The sequence below is a fragment of the Pectobacterium sp. PL64 genome (assembly GCF_022477975.1).
Taxonomy (GTDB): domain Bacteria; phylum Pseudomonadota; class Gammaproteobacteria; order Enterobacterales; family Enterobacteriaceae; genus Pectobacterium; species Pectobacterium jejuense.
Map to the genome: position 1 here is coordinate 818,608 of NZ_CP092070.1, position 25,492 is coordinate 844,099.

27 protein-coding genes and 1 riboswitch are annotated in these 25,492 nt (G+C 51.6%); of the genes, 7 read left to right on the plus strand and 20 right to left on the minus strand.

The window, feature by feature from the left end; all coding sequences use genetic code 11:
• Positions 1 to 229: 229 nt before the first annotated feature.
• The 3 genes from HP572_RS03520 to HP572_RS03530 all read left to right on the plus strand — a co-directional run bounded on the left by HP572_RS03520 (position 230) and on the right by HP572_RS03530 (position 3,273).
• The gene (locus tag HP572_RS03520; protein WP_010283977.1) at positions 230 to 457 is read left to right on the plus strand and encodes a DUF1272 domain-containing protein; all 228 of its coding nucleotides are present in this window, start codon (positions 230 to 232) and stop codon (positions 455 to 457) included.
• 162 nt (positions 458 to 619) lie between these two features.
• On the plus strand, positions 620 to 1,237 hold the full coding sequence (gene ypfH / locus HP572_RS03525) for an esterase (protein ID WP_240584794.1): 618 nt from the start codon (positions 620 to 622) through the stop codon (positions 1,235 to 1,237).
• A 365-nt stretch (positions 1,238 to 1,602) separates the two neighbouring features.
• Positions 1,603 to 3,273: a methyl-accepting chemotaxis protein gene (locus HP572_RS03530; protein WP_205552658.1), complete on the plus strand. Its 1,671-nt coding sequence runs from the start codon at positions 1,603 to 1,605 to the stop codon at positions 3,271 to 3,273.
• Between the two features lie 93 nt (positions 3,274 to 3,366).
• On the opposite strand, the gene HP572_RS03535 is transcribed toward HP572_RS03530, so the two are convergent.
• Genes HP572_RS03535 through HP572_RS03550 form a run of 4 tightly spaced genes read right to left on the minus strand, consistent with a single transcriptional unit; the run spans position 3,367 to position 5,738 of the window.
• Positions 3,367 to 3,558, minus strand: a complete 192-nt coding sequence (locus tag HP572_RS03535; protein WP_205552656.1) for a YpfN family protein — start codon at positions 3,556 to 3,558, stop codon at positions 3,367 to 3,369.
• Between the two features lie 2 nt (positions 3,559 to 3,560).
• Positions 3,561 to 4,235, minus strand: a complete 675-nt coding sequence (locus HP572_RS03540; protein WP_205552654.1) for a M15 family metallopeptidase — start codon at positions 4,233 to 4,235, stop codon at positions 3,561 to 3,563.
• Positions 4,232 to 5,359: a succinyl-diaminopimelate desuccinylase gene (gene dapE, locus HP572_RS03545; RefSeq protein ID WP_095698835.1), complete on the minus strand. Its 1,128-nt coding sequence runs from the start codon at positions 5,357 to 5,359 to the stop codon at positions 4,232 to 4,234. Before dapE ends, HP572_RS03540 begins: the two co-directional genes overlap by 4 nt.
• A gap of 1 nt (position 5,360) precedes the next feature.
• The gene (locus HP572_RS03550) at positions 5,361 to 5,738 is read right to left on the minus strand and encodes an ArsC family reductase (RefSeq protein WP_127156222.1); all 378 of its coding nucleotides are present in this window, start codon (positions 5,736 to 5,738) and stop codon (positions 5,361 to 5,363) included.
• Between the two features lie 233 nt (positions 5,739 to 5,971).
• On the opposite strand from HP572_RS03550, the gene ypfM reads away from it, so the two are divergent.
• Complete coding sequence (ypfM, locus tag HP572_RS22980; protein WP_137739554.1) at positions 5,972 to 6,031, plus strand: protein YpfM; 60 nt, start codon at positions 5,972 to 5,974, stop codon at positions 6,029 to 6,031.
• Between the two features lie 220 nt (positions 6,032 to 6,251).
• Here the strand turns inward: ypfM and HP572_RS03555 are convergent, their stop codons facing one another.
• Positions 6,252 to 8,138, minus strand: a complete 1,887-nt coding sequence (locus HP572_RS03555; RefSeq protein ID WP_240584795.1) for an autotransporter domain-containing protein — start codon at positions 8,136 to 8,138, stop codon at positions 6,252 to 6,254.
• A gap of 389 nt (positions 8,139 to 8,527) precedes the next feature.
• Positions 8,528 to 9,235 (minus strand): aspartate/glutamate racemase family protein, encoded by a 708-nt coding sequence (locus HP572_RS03560; RefSeq protein ID WP_240584796.1) that lies wholly within the window; start codon positions 9,233 to 9,235, stop codon positions 8,528 to 8,530.
• Between the two features lie 217 nt (positions 9,236 to 9,452).
• On the opposite strand from HP572_RS03560, the gene cspE reads away from it, so the two are divergent.
• Positions 9,453 to 9,662 carry a transcription antiterminator/RNA stability regulator CspE gene (gene cspE, locus HP572_RS03565; RefSeq protein WP_005976270.1) on the plus strand — a complete coding sequence of 70 codons (210 nt, stop codon included), beginning with the start codon at positions 9,453 to 9,455 and terminating at the stop codon, positions 9,660 to 9,662.
• 64 nt (positions 9,663 to 9,726) lie between these two features.
• On the opposite strand, the gene crcB is transcribed toward cspE, so the two are convergent.
• On the minus strand, positions 9,727 to 10,110 hold the full coding sequence (gene crcB / locus HP572_RS03570) for a fluoride efflux transporter CrcB (RefSeq protein ID WP_095994005.1): 384 nt from the start codon (positions 10,108 to 10,110) through the stop codon (positions 9,727 to 9,729).
• 84 nt (positions 10,111 to 10,194) lie between these two features.
• A riboswitch (Fluoride riboswitch) is annotated at positions 10,195 to 10,300 on the minus strand.
• Positions 10,301 to 10,531: 231 nt separating this feature from the next.
• Between crcB and tatA the strand changes: the two genes are divergently transcribed.
• On the plus strand, positions 10,532 to 10,729 hold the full coding sequence (gene tatA / locus HP572_RS03575; protein ID WP_039312212.1) for a Sec-independent protein translocase subunit TatA: 198 nt from the start codon (positions 10,532 to 10,534) through the stop codon (positions 10,727 to 10,729).
• 82 nt (positions 10,730 to 10,811) lie between these two features.
• Here tatA and lipA read toward each other — a convergent pair whose 3' ends face one another.
• The 13 genes from lipA to leuS form a co-directional block, all read right to left on the minus strand.
• Positions 10,812 to 11,777 (minus strand): lipoyl synthase, encoded by a 966-nt coding sequence (lipA, locus tag HP572_RS03580; protein WP_010284032.1) that lies wholly within the window; start codon positions 11,775 to 11,777, stop codon positions 10,812 to 10,814.
• Between the two features lie 227 nt (positions 11,778 to 12,004).
• The gene (lipB, locus tag HP572_RS03585; RefSeq protein ID WP_175552158.1) at positions 12,005 to 12,688 is read right to left on the minus strand and encodes a lipoyl(octanoyl) transferase LipB; all 684 of its coding nucleotides are present in this window, start codon (positions 12,686 to 12,688) and stop codon (positions 12,005 to 12,007) included.
• A 177-nt stretch (positions 12,689 to 12,865) separates the two neighbouring features.
• Positions 12,866 to 13,129, minus strand: coding sequence for a DUF493 family protein YbeD (gene ybeD, locus HP572_RS03590; protein WP_005976281.1), 264 nt, complete (start codon positions 13,127 to 13,129; stop codon positions 12,866 to 12,868).
• A 150-nt stretch (positions 13,130 to 13,279) separates the two neighbouring features.
• Positions 13,280 to 14,491: a D-alanyl-D-alanine carboxypeptidase DacA gene (dacA, locus tag HP572_RS03595; protein WP_240584797.1), complete on the minus strand. Its 1,212-nt coding sequence runs from the start codon at positions 14,489 to 14,491 to the stop codon at positions 13,280 to 13,282.
• A 166-nt stretch (positions 14,492 to 14,657) separates the two neighbouring features.
• Positions 14,658 to 15,782 carry an endolytic peptidoglycan transglycosylase RlpA gene (gene rlpA / locus HP572_RS03600; RefSeq protein WP_240584798.1) on the minus strand — a complete coding sequence of 375 codons (1,125 nt, stop codon included), beginning with the start codon at positions 15,780 to 15,782 and terminating at the stop codon, positions 14,658 to 14,660.
• A gap of 13 nt (positions 15,783 to 15,795) precedes the next feature.
• Complete coding sequence (mrdB, locus tag HP572_RS03605; RefSeq protein ID WP_039356439.1) at positions 15,796 to 16,908, minus strand: peptidoglycan glycosyltransferase MrdB; 1,113 nt, start codon at positions 16,906 to 16,908, stop codon at positions 15,796 to 15,798.
• Between the two features lie 9 nt (positions 16,909 to 16,917).
• Positions 16,918 to 18,822: a peptidoglycan DD-transpeptidase MrdA gene (gene mrdA, locus HP572_RS03610; protein ID WP_205552638.1), complete on the minus strand. Its 1,905-nt coding sequence runs from the start codon at positions 18,820 to 18,822 to the stop codon at positions 16,918 to 16,920.
• Between the two features lie 33 nt (positions 18,823 to 18,855).
• Positions 18,856 to 19,326: a 23S rRNA (pseudouridine(1915)-N(3))-methyltransferase RlmH gene (gene rlmH, locus HP572_RS03615; RefSeq protein ID WP_005976291.1), complete on the minus strand. Its 471-nt coding sequence runs from the start codon at positions 19,324 to 19,326 to the stop codon at positions 18,856 to 18,858.
• A gap of 1 nt (position 19,327) precedes the next feature.
• On the minus strand, positions 19,328 to 19,645 hold the full coding sequence (gene rsfS / locus HP572_RS03620; RefSeq protein WP_010284049.1) for a ribosome silencing factor: 318 nt from the start codon (positions 19,643 to 19,645) through the stop codon (positions 19,328 to 19,330).
• 194 nt (positions 19,646 to 19,839) lie between these two features.
• Positions 19,840 to 20,529, minus strand: coding sequence for a nicotinate-nucleotide adenylyltransferase (nadD, locus tag HP572_RS03625; protein WP_240584799.1), 690 nt, complete (start codon positions 20,527 to 20,529; stop codon positions 19,840 to 19,842).
• Positions 20,496 to 21,521, minus strand: a complete 1,026-nt coding sequence (gene holA / locus HP572_RS03630; RefSeq protein ID WP_240584800.1) for a DNA polymerase III subunit delta — start codon at positions 21,519 to 21,521, stop codon at positions 20,496 to 20,498. Before holA ends, nadD begins: the two co-directional genes overlap by 34 nt.
• Complete coding sequence (gene lptE / locus HP572_RS03635) at positions 21,518 to 22,072, minus strand: LPS assembly lipoprotein LptE (protein ID WP_174877633.1); 555 nt, start codon at positions 22,070 to 22,072, stop codon at positions 21,518 to 21,520. Before lptE ends, holA begins: the two co-directional genes overlap by 4 nt.
• 14 nt (positions 22,073 to 22,086) lie before the next feature.
• The gene (leuS, locus tag HP572_RS03640; protein WP_240584801.1) at positions 22,087 to 24,669 is read right to left on the minus strand and encodes a leucine--tRNA ligase; all 2,583 of its coding nucleotides are present in this window, start codon (positions 24,667 to 24,669) and stop codon (positions 22,087 to 22,089) included.
• A gap of 309 nt (positions 24,670 to 24,978) precedes the next feature.
• On the opposite strand from leuS, the gene HP572_RS03645 reads away from it, so the two are divergent.
• Positions 24,979 to 25,461 carry a zinc ribbon-containing protein gene (locus tag HP572_RS03645; RefSeq protein WP_010298779.1) on the plus strand — a complete coding sequence of 161 codons (483 nt, stop codon included), beginning with the start codon at positions 24,979 to 24,981 and terminating at the stop codon, positions 25,459 to 25,461.
• Positions 25,462 to 25,492: the final 31 nt, after the last annotated feature.

Sequence of the window (25,492 nt, forward strand, 5' to 3'; positions counted from 1 at the left end):
TCGTGTCCCTGTATGTATTGCGAATAGAGAACCGCCTCCCAAAAAGCAGGGATTCGGAAAGTCAGACTGTTGTTAATGAGGGGGCGCTATTCTGGTGAATAAACCTCATTTGCATGAAGGTCGGTTTCTGGTAGAAAAGAATCTCAGTCTCCTTCACTACTCTTTGTGCAATAACCACAGGAAAGTGACAGCGAGGGACCGATTATTTTTGCTGAGTCAGGATAAGCCGATGCTGGAATTACGCCCCAACTGTGAGCACTGCGATTGTGATTTGCCGCCGGACGCCGAAACGTATATCTGCTCCTACGAATGCACGTTCTGTCCTGACTGCGCGGATACCGTGTTTCACCACGCCTGCCCGAACTGCGGCGGCGAACTGGTTAAACGGCCAGTGCGTCCGGCACGCTGTCTGGTGAACGATCCGGCTTCAACCATCCGTATTATCAAACCGCACTAATAGGGTGGCCGGGTATCCCTTTTGTTGTTGCAAAAAATGGAACATCTCATTCAGTAATTCCCGATTTCTCCTGTTATTGCGCGGCGTATAGTGAGAGCTAACCGTACTTTATGACGACTATCGGCAGGTGACGCGTTCGGCGCATGCCTTCAGGAGAGAAATGTGAATCAAGATTATGTTGTTGTTCAGCAGCCTTCGGAAGCGAATCGGTTAATCCTGCTGTTTCATGGCGTGGGTGATACTGCCGCAGGTATGGCGCAGATTGGGCGCTATTTTGCCGCCGCCTTGCCGCAGGCGATGGTGATCAGCATTGCTGGACCGTTCAGCAGTGGCTATGGCGATGGGCGGCAGTGGTTCTCTGTTCAGGGAATCACGGAAGAGAATCGTTTCTCCCGTATTGAGGCGAATCTGCCGCGTTTTATTGAGACGGTGCGCTACTGGCAAGAACAAAGCGGCATGAGTGCGGAACAAACCGTGCTGGTGGGCTTCTCGCAAGGCAGCATTATGTCGCTGGAGGCGTTGAAGTCTGAGTCCTCGCTGGCTGGGCACATTATCGCGTTCAGCGGTCGCTTTGCTGTGCTGCCAGAAAAAGCCTTTGCTGATGTTGCAGTGCACCTGATTCACGGTGAAGCGGACGGCGTAATTGTGGTTGGACATGCGCATGCTGCCGCTCAGCGCTTTCAGGAACTGGGGACGTCGTTTACACTGGATGTTGCCCCCGCTGTCGGGCACGGCATTGATGAACGGATGTTGAAACAGGCCTTGTCTTACCTCAAATAAAAATCTATCCCGCTATACCCGTCATACTTCAAGCTGCTTGTGCGTTGGTTTCCCTTAAATGCTGGTTCATTACGGAGCATTTAAAGGGCCAACGCCTTGTGCCGTTCAATCTGCTCACGTTTTATCATGCTGCTCAAATTATTTTGTTATTCCATCAGATTATCTTATTGCTCATTTCTTAATTTCTTTATTCAAAGTAGTGACTCTATTTTTAGGAATGAGGATTTATCCATATTAAAAAGAATATAATCCATATTTGAATGTTAAATAATATAGGCAATTTTTTTATTTGTGTTGAGTGTTCAATATTTATCTTATTTTTTCAGATATAAATATCGCATCCTTATGGAAAAAGAGGGTGTGCCATGTTTAAACGAATTAAAGTCATTACCATCCTTATTATCTTATTGTTTGTATTGGGGATATCTCAGTTCTTAACCGGTGCGCTATCCGTTCGTGCACTGATTAACGACAGAGAGGGATTCCTCGTTTCTCAACGCTCTAACCAGAATGTCGCTGCCTTTACTGATGCATGGATTATGATGAATCAGACGCGCATCGCTATCGGTTCTATTATACAAAACATGATGATGGGGAATGCGGATAAAGAGGCTATGCAGGCTCTTTTACAGCAAGCAAAATCGCAATTGGCCGCCTCAGAGAGTAGTTATAAACACTATTTGTCTCTGCCTAATACGCCTGGGTTGGATGAAGCATTATCCAAAAAACTTGAGGCGAGCTATACCGCTTACGACAAGCTACTAAATGATATTGTGGATTCGCTTTCCGGTGGGTTAGCGGGGGCGGCGATGAAATTGAGTAGCGGTGCCACGCCGCTGAACGTGGCCATGCAGGACGCCTATATTACGTGGCGGGCGGCGCAAAACCAGCTGTCGGATGACGGGCTACAGGAAAACCACGCTGCATTTGAAACGATGCTGTGGCTTCTGGGCGCACTTTCCATCGTCGTCGTGCTGGTGATTATCCTCAGTTGGATCGGGTTGCAGCGTATTCTTTTGCATCCGCTGCGTACGCTCATGCGGCATATCAGCGCGATTGCCGAGGGCAATCTGACGCATCCTATTGATGCGACCGGCCGTAATGAGATGAGCCAGCTTGCGGCGGGGCTACATCATATGCAGCAGTCATTAATCCGTACCGTGAGTCTGGTGCGCGACAGTTCCCACTCCATCCATTCTGGTGCCAGTGAAATCTCGGTGGGCAGCAACGATCTGTCTTCGCGCACGGAGCAACAGGCTGCATCGCTACAGGAAACGGCGGCTAGCATGGAGCAACTGACCTCGACGGTGAAGCAGAACTCAGACAACGCACGTCAGGCTACGCTGCTGGCAAAAAATGCGTCGGAGACGGCCAATAAAGGCGGCACTGTCGTCGATAATGTCGTGAAAACGATGAATGAGATCGCCGACAGCTCACAAAAAATCGCCCACATTACCAGCGTGATTGATAGCATCGCCTTCCAAACCAATATTCTGGCGCTGAATGCGGCGGTAGAAGCGGCACGAGCCGGGGAGCAAGGGCGAGGCTTTGCCGTCGTGGCGGGTGAAGTGCGAACGCTGGCACAGCGCAGTGCCCAGGCCGCTAAAGAGATCAAATCGCTGATTGATGATTCAGTTAGCCGCACCACTACTGGCTCTTTGCAGGTGAAAGACGCGGGTGACACGATGAAAGAAATCGTCGGTGCGGTGAGCCGGGTAACGGATATCATGGGGGAAATCGCCTCGGCGTCCGATGAGCAGAGCCGGGGAATCGATCAGGTTGGGCAGGCGGTCAATGAAATGGATCGCGTTACTCAGCAAAACGCCTCGCTGGTGGAAGAGTCCGCATCTGCCGCCGCAGCATTGGAAGAGCAGGCCAGATATTTACAAAACGCGGTGGCGGTGTTCAAGATTAATCAGGCAGCAGAGCAGGAACATCGTGCCGAGCGCGCGCCTTCGCTTGCTGCATTACCAAAATCACTGTTACCTAAACCCGCTCATGCCGGGCCGTCGAATGCGAATTGGGAAACGTTTTAGCGGAAGTGAACGTTTTTAACGGAAGTGTAAGCATCCAAACCGCCTGCACGCGAGCTAAGCCTCGCGCTGCGGGCGGTTTGACGATGATAGGTATCAGGGTTTTTTCTTCGGCCAGTCGTCGTCTTCATCGTCCCACTTGTCGTTGTTGTCACGATGCGGGGGCAATTTCGGTTTATTGAGCAGAAAACGCGTATGGTCAACGTTGCGCAATTCTTTGATGCCGTTAATCAGCATGCCTATCAGGACAATCAGAATTATCCACCAGTAATCAGCCAGCCATGCCATGGTTACGCCTCATCAACATTATGAATATAACGGGTAAACAGCTGCGGCAAGTTCTGGCAAAGCCAGTGGTAGCCTGCAATATCTTCATCTTGCCAGGCGGCAAGAATGAGGTCGGGTGTAAGCTGCTCTTCCGCATACTGTGCTAATGGATAATAGCTGATATGCCAGAGTTCGGCTGCGACACCGCCGAGATCGTGCGCATAAGGTCGATAAAAACCGTATTCATGCATGTGCGCGCTCAGCCACGCGTTCAGAGCGGCAAAGTAACCACCTTCTTCATATTCCCACGGCTCTAACTGGAGCGAGCAGCCTGCGGGTAATAAATCGGGATCGTAGATATCGAGATCGCTGCCCCAATGGTGGCGGCTGGAACCGGGCATGGCGGACCAGCGCAGAATCGCTTCACAGCGCTCGCCTTCGTCCAGAGATAACACATCCAGCGGCTGGCTGTTGGCATCCATGACGGGACGCTCGCCGCGAAATTTGCCATTCCAGATCTGACGCTGGCGCTCAAAATCACGAAACGTGCTGGCGGGCTGTAGGTTAAATCCTGCCGTTTTTGCCGCCTGCTGTAGCGCCAGAAACGCGGTTACCGCCTCTGGCTGAAGACGATGACGACCCTGTAAAGCGACCAGATGCTGGTCGCTTTTACCGGTTAACGTAGCTGGCGTCATCATGCGATGAGCTGCTCCATAATGCGCTGATACATGCGGCTCAGCAGTTGCAGGTCTGCCGCGCTGACGCATTCATCGACTTTGTGGATCGTGGCGTTCACGGGGCCCAGCTCAACCACCTGCGCGCCCATGCGGGCAATGAAACGGCCATCGGAGGTGCCGCCGGTGGTCAGTAGCTCTGGCGTGACCTCGTTGTAATGCTTGACGGCATTCACCACGGCATCGACCAGCTCGCCGCGTGCGGTCAGGAATGGCTGGCCGGAGAGCTTCCAGTCGATGGTGTACTTAAGCTGGTGGCGATCCAGTAATTCAGCCACGCGCTGCTGGATTAACACATCCGTCAATTCGGTGCTGAAGCGGAAATTGAACTGCACAGACAGCTCGCCGGGGATGACGTTATTGCTGCCGGTGCCTGCTTGAATATTGGCGATCTGCATCGTGGTCGGCGGGAAGAAGGCGTTGCCCTGATCCCACTCGGTTGCGATCAGTTCGTTAAGCGCCGGTGCTGCGCGATGAACGGGGTTGTCCGCCAGATGAGGGTAGGCAACGTGCCCTTGCACGCCGTGTACGCGCAGATTCGCGGTGATAGAACCACGACGGCCATTTTTGACCACATCACCCACAACATGCGTACTGGACGGCTCGCCGACCAGACAGTAGTCCAATCGCTCGTTGCGTGCCATCAGCGCCTCAACCACTTTCACGGTGCCGTTAACGGCGCTGGCTTCTTCGTCCGAGGTAATCAGGAACGCCAGACGCCCTTGATGATTAGGGTGGGCGGCGACAAAGCGCTCGGCGGCAATCACCATCGCAGCCAGTGAACCTTTCATGTCCGCCGCGCCGCGACCGTACAGCATGCCATCACGAATGATGGGTTCAAACGGTGGATGCTGCCAGTGGCTTTCATCGCCGCTGGGAACCACATCGGTATGTCCGGCGAAGGCCAGCGTTTTCCCTGTGCCGCGCCATGCCCAGAAATTCTGGGTATCGCCAAAATCCATCGCTTCGACGGTAAAGCCAATCGCCGTCAGGCGTTCAATCATGAGCGCCTGGCAACCCTCGTCATTCGGGCTGAGGGAAGGGCGTTTAATTAACTGTTGAGCGAGTTCTATGACTGGGCAAGACACGTTATTTGTTCTCCGCAATAAATTTCTGGTAGCTGTCGATACTGAAGCCAAGCAGCGCGTGGCCGTCATCGGTTATCAGCAACGGCCGTTTAATCACTGCTGGCTGTTCCAACATCAGGTTTTTGGCGGCCTCTGCGCTGTCGCTGGTATCGCTGTTGATCTGTTCACGCAATTCTTCGCTGAGCTTACGCCAGGTCGTTCCGCGTGTGTTGAGTAAGGCCTGAAACCCCAGTTGGTCGATAAAACGCTGCAGCTGCTGTTCATCCAGACCGTCGGCACGGTAATCATGGAAGCGATACGCCACCTGCTGATCGTCCAGCCAGCGGCGCGCTTTCTTTATAGTGTCACAGTTTTTGATGCCGTACATGGTCAGCGCCATAGGGATAAAATCCTTTCTGCTTATTGGGTTGCATGACGATTGCTGTTCAGGACAACACAGCCTGACTGAGCTTAATCGTGCGATAGCCCAGCATGCCGAAAAAAGGCGGGGAGATCTACTGTGAACTGTGTAGCAGAAATGTGAACAAGTGTAGTTTTTATACTTCCATAACACTTTTTCCTGATTAAAAAGTGTGCATATAATGCGTCGCCGTTAATCACCAAGAGGTTCGCATGGTAGAAGTAGAAGTAAGTACTTGGAAAGATTTTATTGAAGCAATGTTACGTAAATAATAATGAGAAGTACTGTTAGTCATTGCATACCATACCAGGAATAAAATCATACGAATAAAGCAGTATTGAGTCTCTCAATACTGCTTTTTTTCTATCCCCGTCATACTTCAAGCTTCATGCGCATTCGTAGCGTTCTTTGCTCATGCCTCGTCCATAATCTTGCCGATCCAAAGAGGGCATTGCTGTCATCTTTATTACCAGATAATACATAACAATATGATTAGAATGCGTATTCCAGACCGACGCTGGTACTGTAATTGCCTTTTCTGGGGTTACCACCAAACTCATTGGAATATTGCAGCCATGTATGCAGACTGGTTGTCAGGTTGACCATAACCCCAGCGTCTGCGACGCCCCAGTCTTTTTCTGAAGCCGCGCTTGGCATGGTGAAGTGACCACTCATCGAGTTTAATCCTGCGGTGACTGGGTGCACATTACTGGCCATGTAATCATGATTCCAGGCCATCCCGATGTAAGGGCTAATGTCCAAACTGGCCACGAGTAAGTGGGCCTGAGTTTGCCAGCCAAGACTGGAAACCAGAGAATTACGATGTTGTTCAGAAAACCACATGGCCGAGCTGTTATTTCCGCGCTCACGATAGCCTTCTACCTCAACGGATTGACGTTCCAGACGAGCAAAAGGCCCTGTTTTGACGGATGTCCCCAGATCAAACCACCATCCAGCATCAATCCCACCACCAAAATGGCGTCCTTTCACTGAACCGGATTCTGTGCGCGTAGCCGGGCCGATGTTAATGGTGCGATAAACATCATCAAAGTGAGAAGAACCAGCATTGACGAAGGCGCTCATCCAGGGATGGTCGGCGTGGTAGACCTGATAAAGCGCAACGCTGTGGTCATATAATGTGTAGCCTGCGCCATCAAGCGCCGTCTTTTGGTTAGAGACGGTGACCAGCGCTCCGACGTTAAGATTGTCACTTAATCTCACGTCGCCACCGACTGAAGCAAAGCGGTTATTACTGCTGCTTGAAAAAGTATCGTCGGTTGAGTTGGCCTGATGGCGGTAATCACCATTAGCGAATACCCGCGTATCGCCGCCATAGGTATCGGTAAGGATCGCTTTACGTAACAAATTGTACTGCGACTTTGTTGCCTGTAGAGGCGCTTTGCTCAGTAATGAAATTTTACCTGGCGCTGAAATTTCAGATAAAACGACACTGGCGAGCATCTTGTTGACACCCGTTGTAGGATGGACATTGTCAGCAAAAAGATAGGTATATTCTGTGCCGCCAGCATAGTTTCCTGTATTGCAAAAAAGTGATGAGGTTGTGTTACAGGCACCACTGGTTGTGTTGATAATGCCATAGGTTGATGGCGTCGCCATTATTTCAGACAACAATCCATACGTATTGACAGGGATTATATTTAAACCATTATCACTCAACGTGCGAAGTCCGCTGTTTAATGTGTTGTTATATTGATTGGCTACGTCCTGATATTTTTCTTGTAGGTTGCGTCTTGCGGCATCGGGAGTTGCGCCAAGGTTGGTGAGGTTATAAATAACGACATATTTCCCTCCTGCATGATATAAATTATTTAGTAATGATATTTCAGTATTTGCAACAGGAATGATTTGACTGGTTTCAGTTGAAGGCGATGATTCATAAATAGCATAAATATCATTGGAACCACCCCAGAACTGATAAAGCGTTGATGCGCTAATATTATTGCTTTGAATATAATTGTTAACCTGAGATTGAATCGTCGGCGAAAAGATAATGCCCAATGAATAATTATTAACAATACCGGCTCCACCCCAGGCATAGTTGGTTCCTCCTGAGGATGAATCTGTTGCCGACAGACCTAGCCCATCTGCGACATACATCGTAGCTGTTTCCCCAGGGTTGGTTGTAAACCTCGATGTTCCGATGCCTAACGCATGTGAAAGATTACCTGCATCACTTAAGCTATCACCAAAAACGACCGTGTTGTTAAAAGTCTCTGCTTCCGCAGATGATGTGTAAATAAGTAATGCAAAAATAATAAATAGTAAAAATTCTTTTGATTTCACCCATAACACTCTGTTTATGAAATTAGCATTATTGCTGTTATTAATAATCGCCAGGAATCTTCGGGTGATTCGCATAATTTTTGCCCCCCTGAATTGTGAAAAAATAATATATTCAATAAATTGGGTACGGATGATCGAGAATAAAGAGTTTGCTTTCGGTGGTTGATAATAACGAATGAAGATTATTGTCGTTGAGGTTGCGATATATAGGATGTATCTTATATGTAAAACTATGAGAGATATCTTAGCCGCGATGTTTTCCTTATTACGGAGGACATGACGGCTATAGATTGGGCCGTCATACTTCAAGATGCTGGTGTTGGCTTTTTAACTACCTGGCCTGATATCGGCCCTTTGTACATAGGAGCCGATATCAGTGTTACGCTGGGAAAAGAGGAAACTTGAGTAAATAAAAGAGGCTATTATTAGTTTGCGTATAGATTTTATTTTATCGAATTAATTCATCATGATGGCTGGTTAAGTGCAAATTTTGCAGCAGCAATTGCGTGGAGCCTGCTGGTATCAAAAAGAGGAACCTTCGCATCCTGAGCACTGATTAACAGCGGAATCTCCGTACAACCCAGAATGATGCCTTCCGCGCCTTGCTGTTCAAGCTGCTGGATAATGTCCCGATAGACCAGCCGCGATGCGTCGTTAATGTTTCCCAGACACAGTTCATCGTAAATGATGCGATTAACGGCCTCTTTTCCCTCATGGTCAGGAACTATCACCTCCACGCCAAATCGTTCCTGAATGCGCTGGCGATAGAAATCCTGCTCCATTGTGTAGCGGGTTCCAAGCAAGCCGACTTTCTTCAATTTATGCTGTTTCAGGCTGGCACCGGTGGCATCGGCAATATGCAAAAGAGGAAGCTGACAGGCGCGTTCAACGTCATCGGCCACTTTATGCATCGTGTTGGTACAGATGACGATCGCCTCCGCTCCCGCCTGACGTAATCCTACTGCGATATTGCTGAGTACAGCGGCTGACTGCTTCCAATCACCTTGTGACTGCAACCGTTCGATCTCGTGGAAATCGACGCTGTGCAGGATGATTTTGGCGGAGTGCAGGCCGCCAAGTTGGCTTTTCACATACTCGTTGATAATGCGGTAATACGGGATGGTGGATTCCCAACTCATGCCCCCGATCAGACCCAGCGTTTTGCTTACCATGATGCCTTCCTTCATATCGTAAAAAGTGATGAATTGGCCAGAACTGAACTCTCTGCGTTCTGCATCGGGTTAAAATAGGACAGCTGAGTTGCGCGGTATACATTTTTAGCGACTTTTATCACTTTTTATCCAACTTCAACTGGACAAAAGGCCAATCTATTGTTGTACTGTACCTGACACAGATTTTGTGTCTTTCATTCATGTAAAGGTAAGTTTGATGTCTAAGATTAAAGGTAGTGTTAAGTGGTTCAATGAGTCTAAAGGCTTCGGTTTCATCACTCCTGAAGATGGTAGCAAAGACGTGTTCGTACACTTCTCTGCCATCCAGAGCAATGGTTTCAAAACTCTGGCTGAAGGTCAGCGTGTAGAGTTCGAAATCACTGACGGTGCCAAAGGTCCTTCAGCTGCTAACGTTAACGCTATTTAATTATACCGATTTCGTGAAAAACCCGCCAATGGCGGGTTTTTTTTGCTTCAATTTCCACGTGACATCAGTGTGTTGTCACCCACGTGACCAGAGCAAACGCCAGCGCGGTCATGAGCAGCGAACCCGCCAGATTCAACAGTACGTGTAACCCCGCCGCCGCAAGCTGCCCACTTTGCAGGAACATGACGACTTCTGCGGAAAAGGTCGAAAACGTCGTTAAACCGCCGCACAGCCCGGTGGTAATCAATATTTTCCAGTCCTGATCGAGATGAGGATGGCGCAGGAAGAAAGCGAGTGCGCCGCCAATAACAAAAGCCCCAATCAAGTTGGCAAGCAGAGTGCCCAGCGGCAGCGTTGGATACAGATTGTTAAACTTCACGCCAAGCTGCCAACGCGCCACGCTACCGACTCCGCCGCCAATAAATACTGCGAGTAATGTACTAAACATAGAAACCTTTCTTTGGCTGTTTTGCCTGAGTTGTTTTTGTTGTCTCGGAGAGTATTGGGCAGGACGCTACGCCCTCTCTGCGAGGTGGACGTAGACATCATTAGCCGAGTGGCGGTTGTACCCTGTTTTTAAGGCTGTCAGCGTTTTGGCTGCGCGAGGGGTAGGGAGGAATGTCATCTCCGCTTTAGTATGGAAAGTTTACGCCGTCAGAAGGGATTTTTGTAGTGATGCCGAGGTGAAAGTTGTAAAGCAATCTGAATGCGGGCGAAAGCGCTTTTGCCGTGTCTTACTTTGTTACAGATGCTAATTGTGTCGTGCTGCATAAGGTTTTAGATAGAGGACATAGAGTAAAAGAATTATTTTCAATAAAAAATCGTTCTCGTTCGCTGGCGTCTCCAGCATCTAAATCAGGTAGGTTTGTATGGAAGGTATCAGTATTGCCAAGCTGTTGGTGATTGGCGCGTTAATCATTCTGCTGTTCGGTACGAATAAACTTCGTAGCCTCGGCGGTGATTTGGGCGCGGCGATTAAAGGCTTCAAGAAGGCGATGAGTGACGATCAGTCGGCAAAGACGGATGATACGGCAGCGCTGCATGATTCATCTCGTAAAGAACCCTGATCGACTCCCACACAGCAAAACGGACGGCGATTGCCGTCCGTTTTTTATTCCACACAAAAAATGTGTAAATATGTATGAGCGCTTATTTTACTTCGATGCCCTTTGCCTGTAGGTCGGCATGGTAGGACGAGCGAACAAATGGACCGCAGGCAGCGTGGGTAAAGCCCATCGCCATCGCTTCGGCCTTCATCTCATCAAATTCATCCGGGCTGACGTAGCGCTGTACTGGCAGGTGATGGCGGCTTGGCTGTAAATATTGTCCCAGCGTCAGCATCGTCACACCGTGGCGGCGCAGGTCACGCATCACTTCCACGATTTCCGCATTGGTTTCTCCCAATCCAACCATCAGGCCAGATTTGGTTGGGATATCTGGATGTGCGTTCTTGAAGTTTTCCAGCAGCTTCAGTGACCACTCATAGTTCGCACCAGGGCGGACCTGACGGTAAACGCGTGGTACGTTTTCCAGATTGTGGTTGAACACATCTGGCGGCGTGGCGGTCAGGATCTCTAACGCGCGATCCATACGGCCACGGAAGTCTGGCACCAGCGTTTCGATGCGGATACTCGGGTTTTTGCGGCGAATGGCGCTGATACAGTCTGCAAAGTGCTGGGCTCCACCGTCGCGCAGATCATCACGGTCAACGGAGGTGATCACGACATAGCGTAAACCCATGTCATGAATGGTCTGTGCCAGTTTCTCAGGCTCATTGGCATCCGGCGTAAGCGGGCGGCCGTGGGCAACGTCACAGAACGGGCAGCGACGGGTACAAATGGCACCCAGAATCATGAAGGTGGCGGTACCGTGGTTGAAACACTCCGCCAGATTCGGACAGGACGCTTCTTCGCAAACTGAGTGCAACCCGTTTTTGCGCATGGCCGCTTTGATTCCCTGAATACGGCTTGAATCCGCCGGAAGTTTAATCTTCATCCATTCAGGTTTGCGCAGAAGCTCTTGGCGTTCGGTGACGACGGTACGTACCGGGATTAGCGCCATCTTATCGGCATCGCGGTATTTAACGCCGCGTTCGATCTGAATCGGTTTACTCATGTTTGCGTAAGTTCCAGTTCTGAATCGTTTCTTTAAATTTGTAATTCAAATTCAAAGGATTATGTTTTTAGTTAAACTTTTTTTTAAAAAACTATAAAAATTATATCATCTTGCCTAACCACAATCAGCCTTTGCGCGATCAAAATGAAGAAATTATGTGAATAAAATGTAATTTATCAAAAAACGATCGTCTAACTGACTGATTTTTATTAACAGGATGAAATACGTTAACCAGGAAGCGGCTCACCCTGAACGTCCAGATTCCACGAAACAAATTCGGGTGCGGAGTAGCCGACTAACTGCAAAAAGGTGTTCACCAGCACGGGAGCGGTGTCATCCAACGTGACGCCCGGCACCAGATCGCTGATTTGCGTCATCTCCATTCCGGCGTAACCACACGGGTTGATGCGCAGGAAAGGGGAGAGGTCCATGGCAATATTGAGCGCCAGACCGTGGAAAGAGCAGCCTTTGCGAATACGCAGTCCTAACGAACAGATTTTACGCTCGCCTACATAGACGCCGGGCGCATCAGGGCGCGCATGAGCTTCAATCTGGAAATGTGCCAGAGTGCCAATCACGGTGTTTTCGATGGCGGTGACGAGCTGACGAACGCCGAGCTTGCGACGCTTCAGGTCAATCAACACGTACATGACCTGCTGGCCGGGGCCGTGGTAGGTCACCTGACCGCCTCTGTCGCTCTGAATCACGGGAATATCACCGGGCATGAGGACATGCTCGGCTTTGCCTGCCTGACCCTGCGTAAATACGCGGGGGTGCTGAACCAGCCAAATTTCATCTGGCGTTTTATCATCACGTCGGTCGGTGAAATTATGCATCGCCAGAGAGACGGGTTCATACGGCTGTACGTCAAATTGGCGTACGATGATCTTATCCTGTAGCAAGTGTGTCATCTTCAGGTTAAGGAAAGGTGGGGGGGATTATAACGGCGGGAAGCCTCAGCGAACAGCACTTTGCAAAATCACAAAACCCTGCCGTACTCGCCAGTTTTCCCGCTCGTTCTTTTTACTGCGTGATTCTTATAGAACCCTATGTTTCATAGAACCCTATGTTTCATAGAATCCTATGTCTTACAGAACCATGCGCACGATGTCGATGTTGCCCAGTTCTTCGTACAGCGTTTCCACCTGCTCAATGTGTGTCGCAGTGATGGTGATGGAAACAGAGTGATAATTCCCTTTGCTGCTGGGTTTGATCTGCGGCGTGTAGTCGCCTGGCGCATGACGCTGTACCACTTCAACGACCAGATCGACTAACTCTGGTTTTGCCTCACCCATGACCTTGTAGGTAAAAACACAGGGGAATTCAAGCAGTTCGTTTAATTTGGTTTTCATTTGCGCTCCAGAGAGGGTAATACATCGGTATTATTCCGACGGTATTAGCACTGACATCAGTACAGTATACTAAAAAAGCATAACTCCCGCGTTCTGCGGGAGTTATGGATGGTATCTATATGGGGGCGTTTTGACCCCACACAAGGGGGATTAGCCGAACCAGTGATGGAACATCAGTTTGATGTAGTCGATCATGCGGCCAAAAATTCCGCCTTCTTTCACTTCGTTCATCACCACCAGCGGGCGCTGATCGATGGTTTTGCCATCCAGTTGGAAGTTGATGGAACCCACAACCTGATTTTTGGCTAACGGCGCATGCAGTTCCGTGTTGTCCAGAACATAGCTGGCTTTCAGATCTTTCATACGGCCGCGCGGAATAGTCAGATAGGCATCTTTCTCAACGCCCAGCGCAACGCGGTCGCTGTCGCCAAACCAGACGGGCTCAGAAGCGAATTCTTTGCCTGCTTTCAATGGCGCGACGGTTTCAAAGAAGCGGAAGCCCCAGGTCAGCAGTTTCTTGCTTTCTGATTCGCGGCCTTTGGCGTTACGTCCACCCAGTACCGCAGAAATCAGGCGCATCTGGCCTTCTGTTGCTGAGGCGACCAGATTAAAGCCAGCTGATGACGTATGGCCCGTTTTGATGCCGTCAACATTCAGGCTGGAATCCCACAGCAAACCGTTGCGGTTAGGCTGGCGGATATTGTTGAACGTGAACTCTTTCTCTTTGTAGGTTGCGTATTCTTCAGGCACATCGCGGATCAGCGCCTGACCGATCAGGGCCATATCGCGTGCCGAACTGAACTGGCCCGGCGCATCAAGACCGTGCACGGTTTCAAAATTGGTATTTTTCAGCCCCAGTGCTTTCACGTAACCGTTCATCAGGTTAACGAAGGCATCCTGACTGCCGGCAACGTAGTCGGCCATCGCGACGCAGGCATCGTTACCGGATTGCAGAATGATGCCGCGGTTTAACTGGGAGACAGGAACGCGGTCGCCCGGCTTCAGGAACATCAGGGAAGAACCCTGGAAGGTCGGGTTGCCGGTTGCCCAGGCATCTTTACCGACGGTAACGATGTCGTTCGGGCTGATTTTTCCTGATTTAATGGACTGACCAATCACATAGCTGGTCATCATTTTCGTTAAGCTGGCCGGATCGCGGCGCGTGTCGGCATTCATTTCCGCCAACACTTTCCCAGAGTTGTAATCAATCAGGATGTAGGATTCAGCATCGATTTGCGGGACGCCGGGGATCATCGTTTTAAGATTGATATCTTCGGCATAGGCAAAGGAAGAGGCGCTAATGACGAGCAGTGCGCCAAGCGCAGTACGTTTAGTAAAACGAGACGTGTTTACAGTATTCATGATTGGAACAACAACATCCGTGGGTATGAGTTAAAAAACGAGCCACACTATAGCAGATGGGAAATAGGCAGGCATCAGACATTACGTTACGTGATTTTGCAAAAGGGCGGTATGTTCAATGCCATAGCCGCCGTTTTCGCTGCGTGAGTCTGCCGATTATCTGTTACTAGAGGGTGCTGGGTGCGGCGGTAATAAACGACTGCTGCTGAGCTTCGACTGACAAACGTTGTTGAAGTTCAGCGGCTTGTTGACGATTCTGGAATGGCCCCAGTTGAATACGATACAGGCCACCGCTCGCCGTGACTTTCCCGGCCACGCGGAAGCGTTCGCTCAGGCTGCGTTGCCAGGTTTGCGCGCGCTGTTGATCGCTCAATGCACCGACCTGAACCACATAGCGGCCCGTGGCAGATGGCGTTGTAGCCGCGGGAGCGGCAACCGTTGCCGCAGCAGCTGGCGCGACGTTCATTGGCGCAGCGGATGACGATGGCGCTACCGCTGGCGTCACGCTGGACTCAACCACGCCAGCGCGCAAGGCGGAAGGTGCCCCCAGAAAACCACCGCTGTGCGACGGCGCGCTGCTCTGCGGCTGTGTGCTTTCTGCTGGTGCACTCAGGCTGCTATTGCTGATCGGGCGCACGGCGCTGTTGGGCGTTGGCGACGTCGTTTCCATCATCGGTGTGCCCAGCCCGCTGGCACCGAAGCTCGGACGTTCCGGCAGGGCGAAGCTTTGCTTAGCGACGGTGGTGCCCACGGTTCCGGGACCGGAGAGCGTGCCGTCTGGCGCGACGTTGATGAAGTCCACTTTGACTTTGGTATTGTTCGAGATATTCAGCCGATCGCCTGCGGCCTTGGACAGATCGATAATTCTGCCCGGCGTATACGGCCCGCGGTCGTTCACGCGTACTACCAGACGGCGACCGTTACTCAGGTTGGTCACGCGGACATAGCTTGGCAGAGGCAACGTTGGGTGGGCGGCGGTTATCGCATTAGGATCAAACGTTTCGCCGATTGACGTGCGGTTACCGCTGGCTTCTTCGCCGTACCATGCGGCTAAACCTGTCTCGCTAAAATTTTGCGGGTTTTTGACAATCTTATAGCTCTTACCTTTGATGCTGTAGTCTTGCAGCGTACCCTGATTGTAGGGTTCATAACGTGGTTCTGCGCCACCGATCTCTTCCGTCGGGCCGCTGTAAACCTGAGTCACGGGCGGCGCAGGCTGCCGCTGTTCCGTTGTGGTACAGGCCGCAAGCGCCAGAGTTGCTACGCCGACCCAAAGCCAATCCTTACGCATTGCTCACCTCGTATTATAAATTCTTAGATAGCAGTTTGCGGTGAGTATGTATCGACATGACGATACCGAACCCCGCCATTAAGACGACCAGCGCCGACCCACCGTAGCTGACTAGCGGCAGCGGCACGCCAACGACGGGAAGTATACCGCTGACCATCCCGATATTGACGAACACATAGAAAAACAGAATCAACATCAGCCCGCCGACCATTACCCGGCCGAACGAGGTTTGCGCATTCGCGGCGATGACCAGGCCGCGCATAATCATGAACAGATACATAGCGAGCAGAATCAACACGCCGATTAACCCGAGTTCTTCAGACAGCACGGCAAAGATAAAGTCGGTGTGGCGCTCTGGCAGAAACTCTAACTGAGACTGTGTGCCATGCAGCCAGCCTTTTCCAGACAGACCGCCTGAGCCTATCGCAATTTTCGACTGAATAATATGGTACCCGGCTCCGAGCGGATCGCTTTCTGGATCGAGCAGCATCATGACCCTGGCGCGCTGATAGTCATGCATCAGGAAAAACCAGAGTATAGGAATAAAAGCGGCGAGTAGCAGGACGGCGATGCCAATTAAGCGCCAGCTCATGCCAGCAAGGAAAAGCACAAATAGCCCCGATAGTGCGACCAGAATTGAGGTGCCTAAATCCGGCTGTGCCGCAACCAGCAGCGTAGGGACAAAAATCAGTACCAGCGCGATTGCCGTATTTTTTAGCGACGGCGGGCACATATCACGGTTGATAAAACGGGCGACCATCAGCGGTACTGCTATCTTGGCAATTTCTGACGGCTGAAAACGGATAAAGCCCAGATCCAGCCAGCGCTGTGCGCCTTTACTGATCTGCCCAAAAATATCCACGATGAGCAGCAAAATCACGCAAAACACATAGAGGTAGGGAGCCCAGCCTTCATATACGCGTGGAGGGATTTGCGCCATCACGATCATCACCGTAAACCCCAGCACGATTTGAACGACTTTTCGCTCCATCATACCGACGTCTTGTCCGCTGGCGCTCCATAAGACAAATAGGCTATAGCCCAGCAGTGCCAGGATGCAGAGAAGAAACGGCAGATCGATATGGATTTTCGCCCAGAACGATCCCTTTTGTTGGCTATCGGTCATGACTGTCTGTTACTCACTCTCGCTACCCGGTGGTGCAGGAGGCGCACTGGGTAAATCGGTATTGTTATCACCCAGCAGAATATGATCAAGGATCTGGCGGGTGATGGTGCCAACGGTCGGGCCTGCGCCACCGTTTTCCAGAATAATCGACATCGCTACTTTAGGGTCTTTATATGGGGCAAACGCAACCATTAATTTATGGTCACGCAAATGTTCTGCGATCTTGTGCGCATTATAGGTTTCGTTTTCTTTCAGGCCGAAAACCTGTGCTGTACCGGATTTGGCCGCAATTTTATAAGGCGCATCCTCAAAGCTTTTGTGGGCAGTACCGTTAGGCCGATTAGCTACGCCATACATTCCATCCTTCGCCACTTCCCAATAGCCAGAGTGGATGTTGCCAATTTGCTGATTCTCTGTCTGCCGGAAAGGCACAATCTTGCCATTTTCCCGCGAGCTATAAAGCAGGTGCGGCGTTTTGACCTGGCCGTCGTTGATCAGCGTCACCAGCGCCTTATTCATTTGGATAGGCGTTGCGGTCCAATAACCTTGACCAATCCCGACCGGAATCGTATCCCCTTGATACCAGGGTTTTTTGAACCGTCCTAATTTCCACTCGCGCGTTGGCATATTGCCTTTGCTTTCTTCCGAAATATCGATACCGGTTTTCTCGCCGTAACCAAATTTGTTCATCCATTCGGATAGACGATCGATCCCCATGTCATAAGCGACCTGATAGAAGAAGGTATCCGCGGACTCTTCCAGCGATTTGGTGAGGTTAAGGCGACCATGTCCCCATTTTTTCCAGTCGCGGAAGCGCTTTTCGGAACCGGGTAATTGCCACCAGCCGGGATCGAACAGGCTGGTGTTCGTGGTGATCACGCCTGCCGTGAGAGCAGAAACCGCAATATAAGGTTTAACGGTGGAGGCGGGGGGGTAAATCCCCTGTGTCGCACGGTTGATCAGCGGACGATCGGGGTCGCTTTGGAGTTTTGTGTAATTCTTGGTGGAAATCCCGTCGACAAAGAGGTTGGGATCGTAACTGGGCGTGGAAACCATCGCCAGAATACCGCCGTCGCGTGGATCGGTGACAATCACGGCAGCACGGCTGCCTTCCAGCAGTTTCTCGATGTAGATTTGCAGGCTTAGATCCAACGTCAGATAAATATCACGCCCGGCCTGCGGTGGCTGTTCGTGGAGCTGGCGGATCACGCGGCCGCGGTTGTTAACCTCAACTTCTTCATAGCCAGGCTTGCCGTGCAGCAGATCTTCGTAATGACGTTCAATACCTAGCTTACCGATGTCACGTGTGGCGGCATAATCGGCAATTTTTTCTTCTTTGGTTAGCCGCTCTACGTCTTTATCGTTGATTTTGGATACATAGCCCGTTACGTGCGTCAGAGCAGAACCGTAAGGATAATAGCGGCGCTGGTAGCCTTTAACTTCAACACCGGGGAAGCGGTATTGGTTGACGGCAAAGCGGGCGACTTGAATCTCATCGAGCCCAGCTTTTACGGGGATGGAAGTAAAACGGCGTGAACGCTTACGCTCTTTTTCAAAGTTTTCCAGATCGTCATCGGTCAGATCGACGACGGGGCGCAGGGCTTCGAGCGTATCTTTAAGATTGTCGACTTTGTCGGGTACCAGTTCTAACTGATAGATAGTGCGGTTCAGCGCCAGCGGGGTGCCGTTACGGTCATAGATGATGCCGCGGCTGGGCGCGATAGGAACCAGCTTAATGCGGTTCTCATTAGAGCGTGTGCGGTAGTCATCAACGCGCACAATTTGCAGATGATAAAGATTAGCGACTAATACACCGGAAAGCAGCAAAATGCCCAGAAAGGCTACCAAAGCACGGCGCACAAACAGGGCGGACTCAGCCGTATAATCACGAAAGGGTTTACGTTCTACTTTCATCCAGCGTTATTTCACAGGTTTCATCGTATCGCCTTACTCCCGATGGTAAGGGTGATTAGTCGTAATGCTCCATGCACGGTACAGGCTCTCTGCCACCAGTACACGAACAAGCGGGTGCGGCAGCGTTAATGGCGAGAGTGACCAGCTTTGTTCTGCTGCGGCTTTGCACTCCGGCGAAAGCCCTTCTGGCCCGCCAATCAGCAAGCTGACGTCGCGCCCGTCCTGTTTCCAGCGCTCTAGCTGTTGCGCCAACTGCGGCGTCTCCCAGCGAGTCCCTGGTATGTCCAGCGTAACAATGCGGTTGCCTTTGCCTACTGCGGCTAGCATCTGTTCGCCTTCGCGCTCCAGAATGCGTTTGATGTCCGCATTTTTACCCCGTTTCCCCGCCGGAATTTCGAGTAATTCGAAAGGCATGTCCTTTGGGAAACGGCGCAGATAATCGGTGAAACCAGTCTGCACCCAGTCGGGCATTTTGGTGCCAACGGCGACCAGTTGCAGTTTCATACTAGCCCCACAGCTTTTCTAATTCGTACAGCTGACGGCTTTCTTCTTGCATGACATGAACCATCACGTCACCTAAATCGACAACAACCCAGTCAGCAGCGCTTTCGCCCTCGACACCGAGTGGGATCAGACCCGCGGCGCGTGAAGACTGCACGACGTGATCGGCGATAGAAGCGACATGACGCGTAGAGGTACCCGTACAGATAACCATGTAATCGGTGATGCTGGACTTACCCTGCACGTTAAGTGCAACAATATCCTGGGCTTTTAAGTCATCGACCTTATCAATAACGAAGTCTTGGAGTGCTTGGCCTTGCAAAGGTTCCCCCTCAATGGCGTTTTGTCAGCAACTGACGAACGCGTGTGGCGCTGAATTGTTTAGGAAAAAGGTGAATCACCGAGTAATTACCGAGAATTTCCGCTTTTCCCGGTGATTGAAACCAGCCGCGGAGTATATCACGCACTTTTCCCGAGTGGTATAAAGCCCGTGGCTGATGGGCAGGAAAAGCGGTGTTATTGGTACAGGCCGCTTTCGTCGATGTAGCTGAGCACGGCGGGAGGTAATAAATCGCAACAGTCCAGACCTTGCTGGCGACGCTGGCGAATGTCCGTGGCGGAAATAGTGACCAGCGGCGTGTCTGCTAAAAAGATCCGCCCCTGGGGTTGCTGATGAAGATCGTCCGGCGTGTGCGTCAGATGATCGTCCAGCCACTGCTGTAATTCGGGCGTTTCCAGCGTCGAGCGATAGCCGGGCCGAGCACATACTAGCAAATGGCAGACGCTGAGTAGATCCTGCCAGCGGTGCCAGTGGTGCAGCGTGAGCAGCGAATCTTGCCCGATGATAAAGCCCAGCGGCGCATCTCGGCCTTTTTCAGCCCGCAGCGCTTCCAGCGTATCGATGGTGTAGGAGGGCGTTTGCCGTTGCAGTTCACGATCGTCCACGGTAAATAGTGGGTTGCCTTCCACGGCCAGCTCAGCCATATGAAAACGTTGCCGGGAACTGGCTTCGGGCTGCTGCCGGTGCGGTGGAACGTTATTGGGCATCAGGACGACTTGAGTCAACCCCACGAGCTTTGCCAGTGCGGTCACTGGCTGAAGGTGACCGTAATGAATCGGGTCAAACGTGCCGCCAAAAAACGCGGTCAGGGATGGCGCTGCGGGTGACGTATTCAGATGAATGCCTCCGGCAAGGCTTTGCCGCACAGAAGCATGGCAAGCGATTCCAGTTCAGACCAAACGGACTGGCCATAGTCTTGCTTTAAGGTTATTTCCACCTGCGTTAGCAATCGTACGGCCTGCTGTAGCTGTTGAAGAGAAAGCCGCTGTAATGCCTGAGTGAGCAGGTCACGCCGGTTTTGCCACACTTTTTGCTGATCGAACAGCGTACGCAGCGGCGTGTCTGACATGCGCCGTTTTAGCGCCAGCAGCTGTAGTAGTTCACGCTGTAGCGTGCGTAGTAAAATGACAGGTTCGCAATCTTCCTGTTTTAACTGCTGCAAAATGTGCCAGGCGCGTTTGCCTTTGCCTGCCAGCAGCGCATCAAGCCAGTGGAACGGCGTGAAGTGAGCGGCATCATTGACTGCACTTTCCACACGCGGCAGGGTCAGCTTGCCATCGGGATAAAGCAGCGCCAGCCGCTCTAACGCCTGAGACAGCGCGAGCAAGTTGCCTTCATAGCAATAGCAAATGAGCTGCGTAGCCTGTTCATCCAGCGTCAGCTTCATGGACTTGGCACGCTGAGCAACCCAGCGAGGGAGCTGGGTCTGTTCCGGCGTCAGACAATTGATATAGACGCTGTCTTGCGCCAGTGCTTTGAACCAGGCGCTGTTTTCCTGCGCTTTGGTCAGTTTATGACCGCGCAGAATCAGCAAAATATCGGGGTGCAATAATCCAGAGAGCTTAACCAGATTTTCACCCATCGCGGCGTTTGGGCCGTTTTCCGGCAAAACCAGTAAGAGCGATTGGCGCGAGGCGAACAGGCTGAGCGCCTGACAGGTGCTGAAAATCGCATCCCAGTCGGTATGAATATCCAGGATGAAGCTGAAATGCTCGCTGAATTCGTGCTGTTGAGCGACCCGTTTAATGCTGTCGAGACTTTCCTGCAGCAGCAGCGGGTCTGAACCAAAGACCAAATAACAACCGCGCAGCCCCTCATGGAGCTGCGCGGTGAGTTGTTCGGGGTAAAGCCGAATCATGAACGCGTGGTGGCAGTCGTTGAATCGGTGGACTGCAGCCGATTTTTGACTTCCTGGCTACCGTTGATGGTCAGCAATTTACGCACCAACTGCTGGGCAGCCTGCTCACGCATTTCCTGACGAACGATGTCCTGTTCGGCATCTTTCGCCAGGGCAGCCAGCGGGTTATCAAAGAACGTTCGGAACACCGTCACGCTGAGCGGATAAATATCTTCACCCGGCATCAGCACCTGCGCCTGCAACGTTAGCACCATCTGGTACTCCGCTGTTTTACCGTCCTGAAAAATAGAGACGGTATCGCGCGTTTCGCTTGAGCCCAGTACCCGCAGAGACGGGATATCCTGACGCGTCGCATCGTCAACGATTTTCACATCGCTGAGACGGAGCTGCTCACGTACTGCACGCGTTAGCGGACCATAAGGATCGCTGCTGTCGAGCACCAGTGTTTGTAACTGCGCAGGCACTTGTGTCGTGCCGCGCAGATGAAAACCGCAGCCAGCGGTGATTAACACCGCCAGCCCCAGCAACAACGTGAATAGACGATGTCGCACAGTTCCTCCTTGCCTTAACCCACAACCAGGTTAAGCAGTTTGCCAGGGACATAAATCACTTTACGAACCGTGACGCCGTCCAGATATTTCGCGACCAGCGGTTCCTGTGCAGCGCGTTCGCGAACCTGTTCTTCGCTTGCGTCAGCGGCAACGGTGATTTTACCACGTACTTTACCGTTAACCTGAACAACGACCAGCTTGGAATCTTCAACCATCGCGTTCTCATCCGCAACCGGCCACGGCGCAGTATCGACGTCGCCTTCACCTTGCAGCGCCTGCCACAGCGTGAAGCAAACGTGCGGCGTGAACGGATACAGCATACGAACGACGGCCAGCATGGTTTCCTGCGTCAGCGCGCGATCCTGATCGCTGTCCTGCGGTGCTTTTGCCAGCTTGTTCATCAATTCCATGATGGCGGCGATCGCGGTGTTGAAGGTCTGGCGACGGCCGATATCATCGGTCACTTTAGCAATCGTTTTGTGCAGATCGCGGCGCAGTGATTTCTGATCTTCCGTCAGTGTAGCGATATCCAGAGCTGTTACCGCACCTTTCTCGGTATGCTCGAAGGCTTGTCTCCAGACGCGTTTCAGGAAGCGGTTTGCGCCTTCTACGCCGGATTCCTGCCATTCCAGCGTCATTTCTGCCGGAGAAGCAAACATCATGAACAGACGCACGGTATCTGCACCGTATTTCTCTACCATGACCTGCGGGTCGATGCCGTTGTTTTTCGACTTCGACATTTTGCTCATGCCCGCGTAAACCACGTCACGGCCTTCGTTATCTACGGCTTTGACGATGCGTCCTTTCTCATCACGCTCAACGGTCACGTCAGTCGGAGAAACCCAGATGCGTTCGCCGTTATTGCCCAGATAGTAGAAGGCATCAGCCAGCACCATGCCCTGACACAGCAGACGTTTAGCGGGTTCATCAGAGGTCACCAGACCCGCGTCGCGCATCAGTTTGTGGAAGAAGCGGAAATACATCAGGTGCATGATGGCGTGTTCGATACCGCCAACGTATTGGTCAACGGGCAGCCAGTAGTTGGCAGCAGCCGGATCCAGCATTCCCTGATCGTACTGCGGGCAGGTGTAGCGCGCGTAGTACCAGGACGATTCCATAAAGGTGTCGAACGTGTCAGTTTCACGCAGCGCTGGCTGACCATTAACGGTCGTCTTCGCCCACTCTGGGTTAGATTTCAGCGGGCTGGTGATGCCATCCATCACGACATCTTCCGGCAGGATTACCGGCAGTTGATCTTCTGGCGTTGGGATGACGGTGCCGTCTTCCAGTGTCACCATTGGGATTGGAGCGCCCCAGTAACGTTGACGGGAGACACCCCAGTCGCGCAGGCGATAGTTGACTTTACGCTCGCCGATACCTTTCTCTACCAGCTTATCAGCAATGGCGTTGAAGCCAGCCTCGAAATCCAGACCGTCAAACTCACCAGAGTTGAACAGGCTGCCTTTTTCTGTCATCGCCTGAACGGACAGATCGGGCTCGCTGCCATCGGCGTTCAGAATAACTGGCTTGATGGACAGATCGTATTTGGTAGCAAATTCCCAGTCGCGCTGGTCGTGGCCTGGAACGGCCATCACTGCGCCTGTACCGTATTCCATCAGGACGAAGTTGGCGACCCAGATAGCGACTTTCTCACCGTTCAGCGGGTGAATTGCATACAGGCCAGTGGCCATGCCTTTTTTCTCCATCGTTGCCATATCGGCTTCGGCAACTTTGGTATTACGGCATTCTGCAATGAAATCGGCCAGCGCTGGGTTGGTTGCAGCAGCCTGCGCAGCGAGAGGGTGGCCTGCGGCAACGGCAACGTAGGTTACGCCCATGAACGTATCCGGGCGCGTGGTGTAAACGGTCAGTTTCTCGTCGCTGTCTGCCACATCAAAGGTGATTTCCACACCTTCAGAACGACCAATCCAGTTACGCTGCATGGTTTTGACCTGCTCAGGCCAGCTTTCCAGCGTATCAAGATCGTTCAGCAGTTGGTCTGCGTAAGCGGTGATTTTGATAAACCACTGTGGAATTTCTTTGCGTTCGACTTTGGTATCGCAACGCCAGCAGCAGCCATCGATAACCTGTTCGTTTGCCAGTACGGTCTGGTCGTTCGGGCACCAGTTAACGGCGGAAGTTTTTTTATAAACCAGACCTTTCTCGTACAGTTTGGTGAAGAACCACTGTTCCCAGCGGTAGTAGTCTGGTTTGCAGGTCGCGACTTCACGATCCCAGTCATAGCCAAAGCCCAGCAGTTTAAGCTGGTTTTTCATGTAGTCGATATTGGCGTAGGTCCAGGGTGCTGGCGCGGTGTTGTTTTTAACCGCGGCGCCTTCTGCTGGCAGACCAAAGGCATCCCAACCGATCGGTTGCAGAACGTTCTTACCCAGCATGCGCTGATAACGGGAGATCACGTCGCCGATGGTGTAGTTACGGACGTGGCCCATATGTAGTCGGCCAGAAGGGTAAGGCAGCATGGAAAGGCAATAGTATTTTTCCTTGCCGGGCTGTTCGGTGACTTTAAATGTCTGCTTCTCTTGCCAGTGAAGCTGGACGTCCGCTTCTATCTCTTCTGGGCGGTATTGCTCTTGCATGGCTGCCAGGGGTCCTGTTTAGTGAAGAATCGCTACGTGAGTAGCCTGTTCTGATTCATAACAAAAGATCCGCATAGCATAGCCGTAAGCGGCGCGGGCAACAACACCCAGCGCCCGACTGAGGAATATTTCTGATCTGGGAACGACATACTGCGAGGCGTTGCGCAAATTGGCGACAATTTATCAGGCGTACCGGAAAAATAATCTAAAATAGAGAGAGATAGGCAACGTATCGGTTTTGGCCTGATGTGTCAGACGACGAATAGTCGTGCTTTATCACCTTTCAACCCGCTTAATTCAGGAGGAAGCATGAATAAACTAGCCCGCTATTACCGCGAGTTAATGGCTTCAGTGACGGCCCGGCTGAACAATGGTGAACGCGATCTCGACAGTCTGGTGCTGAGCGCCCGCAAAACTTTGCAGGAAAGCTCGGAGCTGACGCAGAAAGAAATAGAGCAGGTGATTCAGGCCGTTCAACGCGATTTGGAAGAATTTGCCCGCAGCTATAATGAGAGTCAGGATGAGTTTACCGACAGCGTGTTTATGCGAGTCATCAAGGAAAGCCTGTGGCAGGAGCTAGCGGATATTACGGATAAAACGCAGCTAGAGTGGCGTGAGATCTTCAAAGATGTGAATCATCACGGGGTGTATCACAGCGGTGAAGTGGTGGGGTTAGGTAATCTGGTGTGTGAGAACTGCCATCACCATATCGCGTTCTACACGCCGGAGGTTTTGCCACTCTGCCCGAAATGCTCACATGACCTGTTCCACCGCCAGCCGTTTCAGCCTTAGGGCTGCTAGAGTGGTAAATAAGCGTGCCTTG